The sequence below is a fragment of the Meiothermus cerbereus genome, assembly GCF_051297115.1.
In the GTDB taxonomy this organism is placed as follows: domain Bacteria; phylum Deinococcota; class Deinococci; order Deinococcales; family Thermaceae; genus Meiothermus; species Meiothermus cerbereus_A.
Genome location: NZ_JBEVAL010000013.1, coordinates 43,064 through 50,349, shown reverse-complemented (window position 1 = coordinate 50,349; position 7,286 = coordinate 43,064). Strand labels below are relative to the sequence as shown.

Here is a 7,286-nt window from a genome sequence, read left to right as displayed (position 1 = left end):
TGTCCGAAAGATCGCTTGGGTAGCAGCTTGCTCGACTATTCATGCTCGATTATATCGTCTGGGAAAGTTTTAAGACAGTCTCTCATAAGAGATGTCTTTGATTTGTTCTTTTTGCTGGGGCCCCCACCTGAAGCTGCGCCAGGAGCTGCCCTTGCATCCGGTCGGTTTTGACCTGCCCTAAACAGAAAGCTTCAGGTGGGGTTTATATCACCCCCTCGTCAGGGCAAAAACAGTACATTTTCCAGATTCGGGCGAGTACCATGAAGGCTATGGTTCGCCCGTTGATCTTTTTGCTGCTTCTGCTGGGCTCTGCCCTGGCCCAAAACCTGCTTGCACTGGCTCCGCAGGGCGCTGTAGCCGGCTTTTACCTGAACGACCTGCGCGGCAGCCGAAGCCTGCGTGGGCTGGCCGCCGACTGGAAGCAAAGTGGGATGGAGGCCTTGCTTAACCGTGAGCTGCGGCAACAAGCAGGCTCCGATGCTGCCCTGCTGGGAATTGCCGCAGGCGGCCTGGCGGCAGCTTTGTATTCCGACGGGTTTTTTGTGATAGCCCGCCCCAGCGCCGAGGCCATGAAGGTCTTGCGCCGCGATACCAAAGGCCTGCGCCCCCAGGGCGGCTGGCTGGTGGGGGGTGACCGCGATGTCGAGACAGGCTTCAGCCGCGAGCTGGTGTTTTTTGCCTCACCCAAATATGCCCGCCTGTTCCTGCAAAACCGCCGGGGTCTGCAAGCCCCGGTGCGGGGGGACATCGTGCTGTGGGCAGCCCCTCCACAAGACCTGATACGTAGCCTGGATCTACCTCCCAGAACCAGCGCTGCGGCCCGCATCATCCGCCGCTTTAGCTATGCCATTCAACTCACCCCCGGAGGCTATACCGAAGAAACCCGTCTGGACCTAAACCCCGCCGCCGACCCCGCCCTGGCCAGCCTGCTGCTGCCCAAGGAACGCCCCTACAACGCCGCAGACCTTCCCCAGGGCTACGCGGTCTCGACCGGGGTGTTTGACCTGAGCCGCTTTGGTGCTTACCTGCCGGGCTTGCTGCGCGAGTTTGATGTGCGGCTAAATCTCGACCTGAGGGCATTTGGTGCACGCTTTGCCACCGTCACGGTGCCCGGGCCGCCCCCTGCCCCAGACGGGCGCAGCGAGGCCATACTGGGCCATAGTCTGATTTACTGGGAGCTACGCGACCCCGCAACCGCCGAGGCCAATCTGCTGGCGCTTTTGCAAAGCCTGGCGGCCTTCGCAAGCCCTGAGGGGCAGGGTGGCTTTAAGGTGCTGGGCAACGAAGGCGACTTTAAGGCGGTGGAGGTGGGGCTGATGGGGGTTCTTTACTACAAGCTCGAGCCCAGTCGGCTGGTAATAGCCACCAGCAAAAGCGCCCTGGCCGCCAGCAAGAACCCAGCCTGGCGCAACGATCCCGGCTTTCAGCGTTTCCGCGTGCGCATTCCCGCCAATGCAGTGGGCTATACCTTCAGCAACCAGGGTGCGCTCTTGCAGCAGCAGCTTGGTTCGCTACGCGACCTGTTGCCCCAAACCATCGGGAACCAGGGTGGTGCGCTCGAGCGCGACCTTGCCCAGTCCCTTACCCGCTTCCTCGAGCTTGCAGGCCAGCGCTTTGGCCTGGGGCTTGCCTATGCTGTGGTAGAGGGCAACAGCCTGGTTGGCCGGGGCTTTTACGAGGTGCGGTGGTAGCAGCAAGACCTGCCCTGCGCCTCAGCCATGCCGCGGGCCCATCCGTGCGGAGTTGGGTAGTAATCCAACGGTGTGCTTGGTTGGCATTGGTTGACCAGTGCGCTTTGATTTAAGCCCAAAGCGCCTATGCTAAAAGGGTGCAGGTGGCTTTTGCTTTGCCCTGGCTGTTGCTGCTGATACCCCCGGTCTTGGGGCTGGTCTGGCTATGGTACCGGCGCAGGCAGCCCCCCGTGCGCAAAGTGGCGGGGCTCTGGCTGTGGCAAAAAGCCTTGCGCAAAGGCCGGGCCCGCAGGCGCTTTGATGTGCGGCTATTTTTGCTGCTGCTTTCGGCTTTGCTGGCAACGCTGGCCCTGGCCCTACCCCAAATTTCGCTGGATCGCCCTGGCGAGCTGGTGGTGGTGCTGGACACCTCGGCCTCGATGGCCGCTACCGACGTAAGCCCCAGCCGCCTCGAGCGCGCCAAAACCCTGGCCCGTGAACACCTGGCGGCTTCGCCTCGAGCGGTTCTGGTCGTCGCAGCAAGCCAGGTGCAAACCTTTGGCCCGGCCCCAGGGCAAAGTTTGCTGGAAACCCTCGAGGGCCTTCGGCCCCAGGCGGCCAGCAGCAACCTCCCGCTTGCCATTGCAAGGGGCCGGGCCTTGCTGCCTGGGGCCCGGGTGCTGACCATCACCGACCAGGCCTCGCCACCTGACACCGATGGCTACCTCAACGTGGCCAGCAACGGCAGCAATGTGGGCATAACCGCGATTGGGCCTGGTTTTGTGGCGGTAGCCAACGCGGGGCCTGGGTTGTGGCGGGGCGAGCTGCTGGTAGACGGCCAGCGGTATGCGCTCGAGGTGCCCGCCAGTGGTTACAGCAGCCTGGAAGTACCCTCGGCCACACCCAGCGCCCGCATTCTGGGCAACGATGCTTTGGCCCTGGATAACCAGGCCCGTTTTTCCAGGCGACTGGTGCGGGTAGAGCTTTCGAGCCGCTCACCGGCGCTCGAGCGTCTCCTGGCCTTGCTGGGCACCAGCCGGGGCAGCCCCAGCGAAGTTGCCTTCGAGGTGGGCACCCCCCGGCGCGAGCCCACCCGCTTCACGGTTTTTTTTGCCGAGCAGGCCAGTGGACAGGCCACAGTACTCGACGTGGAGCGTACCCTCCCCTATTTGCGGGGGGCCGAACTGGTGGGCTACAGCCTCCCCATTCCCCCTCCCCCGCAAGCCCCCGGCTGGCGGCCTCTTGCCATTAGCGCCACCGGCCAGGTTCTGGCCTGGTATCACCAGGCTGGGGTGTACCTCCCCCCTGCCGAGCGCCTGCAAAACCTGCCGGCCTTTCCGGTTCTGCTCTACAACCTGGTCGTGCCCCGGGGCGAGATCAGGAGCGGCCTGCTAGACCCCAGCGAAACCCTGCTGCCCCGCCCCAGCCCCGACCAGCCCCTACCCCCCACACGCACCGTACAGATGGCTCCATGGCTGGCCTTGCTGGCCGCGCTGTTGTTGGCGGCAGAGTTTTACTTTTTCCAGTACCGGGTACTGCACAGACGCTTGGAAACCCAGGTATCCCTGAATGCCCCGTAGTGTGCCGCTTCTTTCGAGCACAGCAAAACGGGAATGGCGGCATGCTCGACAACTGCCTCAGAGAGAATGACACCCACTTCTTGTTTTCGTGCGGGGCAAAAATAGCGAAGACAGCATCTCGTAATGTAATCTCGCTGGATCCCTGCCATCTGTTTTTACCAAGAAGCAAAGTGAGCGTATTTGAAGGATTTCTTATGACCCGCACAAAACGAAAAGCCTCGGGTGGGGTCCATAAAAAACCACCCATGCGATTGCATGAGTGGCGCTTGGTGGAGGCGGGGAGGTTCGAACTCCCGTCCAAAGACTCATCCAGCAGACTTCTACGTGTGTAGTTGGTGTTTAGTTGTCGTCCAGGCTGTCGCCACCAACAGCGGGCCTGAACCAAGCTCCGAAGAGGTTTCGCTCTTGGCTACGGAGCCTTGCCTCGAGCTAGCCGACTTTAGGTCGTTCGTTCAGTACGCCATCGGCTGGGCTTCTGAAGAACGTCGCTGACTTAAGCAGCGAGAGCGTAGCTGTTGCTACGAACGTTGCCAGTTATGGCTTTGCCCATTTTTACGAGGCCATGGGCTACCTCGACACGCCGTACTGCCTTCAAGAGCCCCTGTCGAAACCAGAACGCCCCCAGGCGAATACGTATTGTAACAGGTTTTTTTCTTTTTGAGAAGGTGCGGTAGGCTATTACTCATGAGCAAGACCGACCCCACCCAGCTCGAGCGCGATTCACTGGTCAAAACCCTGGGTATCCATATTTTGGAGGCCTCCCCGCAAAAAGTGGTGGCCGAGATGGAAGTTACCCCCAGGCTGCACCAGCCTTTTGGCTACCTGCACGGGGGCGCTTCGGTGGCGTTGGCCGAAACGGTCGCCAGCATCGGGGCCTATCTGGCCGCACCCGAGGGCTATACCAGCTTTGGACTGGAAATCAATGCCAACCACCTGCGCTCCATGCAGTCCGGCAAGGTGACGGCCAGCGCAACCCCGCTCCACACGGGCCGCACCACCGCCGTCTGGAGCATTGAAATTCGTGATGAGCAGGGGCGCCTGGTCTGCATCTCGCGCTGCACGCTGGCCATCACCCCCATACGCGGAAGTTGACAAGCACAAGGACAGCCCGATATGCTCACGGACATATGCAGACCTCGAGGGGTTCCACAAGCCAGAATACCTGCTTTTTTGGGTATTTTTATTGGCCTGTACGCCCCGTGAGGCCTGCGTAGTCGTCTATGGCACCGCTGCTTCCGGGGATTAAGCTCCCCGGAAGTTTTTTTGCGCGCAAGGAGGGCAGGCGATGCTGATAATTATGAAACACGGTTCAGGGCCTCAAGAAATCGAGTCGGTGGTGGCGGAAGTACGCCGGGTGGGCTACCGGCCCCACGTGTCCGAGGGGGAGCACACCACCCTGATCGGGGCTATTGGCAAAGGGCCTACCCCAGAGCTGATTGAGCACTTCCGCGCGCTTTCTGCTGTGCAAGACGTTATTCCCATCTCCAAGCCCTACAAGCTGGCCTCGCTCGAGGTCTCGCCCAAGCCCACCGTCTTGCGCTGGAACACCGGGGCCACCGGGGGTGGTGAGGTGATGATTGCCGCGGGGCCATGTGGGGTAGAGGGCCTCGAGCAGACCCTCACGGCAGCCCACTATGTCAAAAAACACGGCGCCCAGATGCTCCGGGGTGGGGCCTTCAAGCCCCGCACCTCACCATATAGCTTCCAGGGCCTGGGCCAGGAAGGGCTGGAAATCCTGGCGGAAGCCCGCCGGAAAACCGGCCTGCCCATCGTAACCGAGGTGGTCTCGCCGGAACAGGTCGACCTGGTGGCCACCTATGCCGATGTGCTCCAGATTGGCGCACGGAACGCACAAAACTTTGCTCTGCTGCAAGCAGCGGGGCAGTCGGGCCGGGCGGTATTGCTCAAACGGGGCATGAGCATGACCCTGGAGGAGTTTTTGATGTCGGCCGAGTATGTGCTGGCCCAGGGCAACATGCGGGTGATTCTGGTAGAGCGCGGCATCCGCACCTTCGAGAAAACCACCCGCTTCACCCTGGACATCTCGGCAGTGCCGGTACTCAAAAGCCTGACCCACCTTCCGGTCTGGATAGACCCCTCGCACGCCGCCGGTAAGCGCGACTGGGTGACCCCCCTGGCGCTGGCTGGCCTGGCTGCGGGGGCCGATGGGTTGATTGTGGAAACCCACCCCGACCCCGAAAAAGCCCAGTCCGATGCAGCCCAGCAGCTCAACGAAGCCCAGTTTGCCGATATGATGAGCAGGGTTAAGGCCCTTCTGCCTGCGCTGGGGCACAGGCTGGCCCAGGAGCTAAAGCCCGTCTGAGCTGGCAATACCCCGCAGCACATCGGCATCCATCCCTTTGGGTGATGAGGTTTTCCAGAATTCTCAGGCGAACCATGTTTCACGCCGGATTGGGTTAGTTCGTTACCGGACGTGAAGAGGTCTTCAACAGACTTTCCCTATGATGAAGCCTTTGTTTGGCAAAGTTGGCATTTTTGGCATCGGTCTGCTGGGCGGCAGCGTAGCACTGGGTTTGCGCGAGCGCTTCCTGGCCGAGGAGATTCACGCCTACGACCCCGACCCTGGGGCCCTCGAGGATGCCCTGGCCCTTCAGGTCGTGGACAGGGTGCACGCTTCGCTGGGAAGCTGGGTAGCCGACCTCGACCTGGGTGTACTGGCCGCCCCGGTGGGGGTACTAATAAGCGAAGGTCAGAAGCTGGCGCAATTTTCTAGCCCTCATACCGTCTGGACCGATGTGGGCAGCGTTAAGCAGCCCGTCGTACAGGCCCTGACCGGCATTTTGCCCAACTTTGTGGGTTCGCACCCCATGGCGGGCAGCGAAAAAGCTGGGGTAGAAGCGGCCCACGCAGGCTTGTTGCAAAATGCAGTCTGGGTCATTACCCCTGCGTCCAGCACGGCCCCCAGCGCACTCACCACCATCCGCCTGCTGGTGCAGAACCTGGGTGCTTACCCTCTCGAGATCACCCCCGAACTACACGACCGGCTGGTGGCCCGCATCTCGCACCTGCCCTATTTGCTGGCGGTAGGGCTCAACCGGCTGGTGGCCCAGGACCCCCACCAGGAACTGCTGATGTTCCTGGCCGCTGGGGGCTTTCGTGACCTGACCCGTGTGGCCTCGGGTTCGCCCCGCATGAGCCGCGATATGGTGGTAGCCAACAAACAGGCCCTGCGCGAAGCCATCGAAGACCTGCGGGCAATAATGCTGGAGCTGGAAAACCTGCTCGAGCGCCCCGAAAACCTGCTCGAGGTGGCCCAGGAAGCCAAGCGCACCCGCGATTCCCTGCCTATCGTCAAGCGCAGCCTGCTGCCAGTAATGAACGAACTGGTGGTGCAAGTCCCCGACAAACCCGGGCAAATTGCCGCAGTCTCCACCGCTTTGGGCAACGCCGGGGTCAACATCAAAAACTTCGAGGTGCTGGCCATCCGGGACGAGGGCGGAGCCATCCGCATGGGCTTTGCCACCCCCGAGGAGCGCGAGCAGGCCCGCCAGATTCTGGGGGGCATCGGCTATAAGGTGCGCTGAACCCGCCGCAGCACCTGGTTGATGTCCCTGATCATCCAACCCAGTAGCAAGGCCAGAACTGCCAGGCCCAGCCAAGATGCTCCCCCCAGGCTCGGGGTTATTCCCGCCGCAACCTGGTATACCTTCCACTGGGTATATGCAAGATAAATGCAGGCCCAGCCCGTCAGTATGGCCAGGTGGCTGTCCAGCCTGCGCATCACCATGAGCTGCTTGGGCTGTGCCAAGGACAAGAAAAGCTTTTTGTTGGGTAGGTTGAGCAGCTCGGGGTACTTGAAAGCCAGCCGGGTAAGCACAAAAAACAGCAGCGCTACTCCCGAGGCCACCGCCGGGAGCGCCCAGAACTCCGAGCGATCCGCCCAGCGGGTCACGCCGCCATCGAAGCCAAAATGCCCTGGAATCCGCTCCGGCAAGTTCGGATAGGTTGCCGCAGTTAGATACCAGAAGCCTGCAAGCAAAAAACCTACCCAAATCCATCCGGTACTGCTTTTCAT

6 protein-coding genes and 1 other RNA gene are annotated in these 7,286 nt (G+C 61.5%); 5 read left to right on the top strand and 2 right to left on the bottom strand.

Going from position 1 to position 7,286, the window contains the following annotated elements:
• Window positions 1-269: 269 nt before the first annotated feature.
• Window positions 270-1,691: a hypothetical protein gene (locus tag ABWU19_RS04670; RefSeq protein WP_435900601.1), complete on the top strand. Its 1,422-nt coding sequence runs from the start codon at window positions 270-272 to the stop codon at window positions 1,689-1,691.
• A 137-nt stretch (window positions 1,692-1,828) separates the two neighbouring features.
• Entirely contained in the window at window positions 1,829-3,250 is a 1,422-nt protein-coding gene (locus tag ABWU19_RS04665) for a vWA domain-containing protein (protein WP_435900600.1), read from the top strand.
• 267 nt (window positions 3,251-3,517) lie between these two features.
• On the opposite strand, the gene ssrA is transcribed toward ABWU19_RS04665, so the two are convergent.
• Window positions 3,518-3,873, bottom strand: a transfer-messenger RNA (tmRNA) gene (ssrA, locus tag ABWU19_RS04660).
• Window positions 3,874-3,934: 61 nt separating this feature from the next.
• Here ssrA and ABWU19_RS04655 point away from each other — a divergent pair.
• The 3 genes from ABWU19_RS04655 to ABWU19_RS04645 all read left to right on the top strand — a co-directional run bounded on the left by ABWU19_RS04655 (window position 3,935) and on the right by ABWU19_RS04645 (window position 6,795).
• Window positions 3,935-4,342: a hotdog fold thioesterase gene (locus tag ABWU19_RS04655; RefSeq protein ID WP_435900599.1), complete on the top strand. Its 408-nt coding sequence runs from the start codon at window positions 3,935-3,937 to the stop codon at window positions 4,340-4,342.
• Window positions 4,343-4,535: 193 nt separating this feature from the next.
• Window positions 4,536-5,573 carry a 3-deoxy-7-phosphoheptulonate synthase gene (aroF, locus tag ABWU19_RS04650; protein ID WP_435900598.1) on the top strand — a complete coding sequence of 346 codons (1,038 nt, stop codon included), beginning with the start codon at window positions 4,536-4,538 and terminating at the stop codon, window positions 5,571-5,573.
• Window positions 5,574-5,715: 142 nt separating this feature from the next.
• On the top strand, window positions 5,716-6,795 hold the full coding sequence (locus ABWU19_RS04645; RefSeq protein ID WP_435900602.1) for a prephenate dehydrogenase/arogenate dehydrogenase family protein: 1,080 nt from the start codon (window positions 5,716-5,718) through the stop codon (window positions 6,793-6,795).
• Here ABWU19_RS04645 and ABWU19_RS04640 read toward each other — a convergent pair.
• Window positions 6,780-7,286 carry a DUF1648 domain-containing protein gene (locus ABWU19_RS04640; RefSeq protein WP_435900597.1) on the bottom strand — a complete coding sequence of 169 codons (507 nt, stop codon included), beginning with the start codon at window positions 7,284-7,286 and terminating at the stop codon, window positions 6,780-6,782. The genes ABWU19_RS04645 and ABWU19_RS04640 overlap by 16 nt on opposite strands.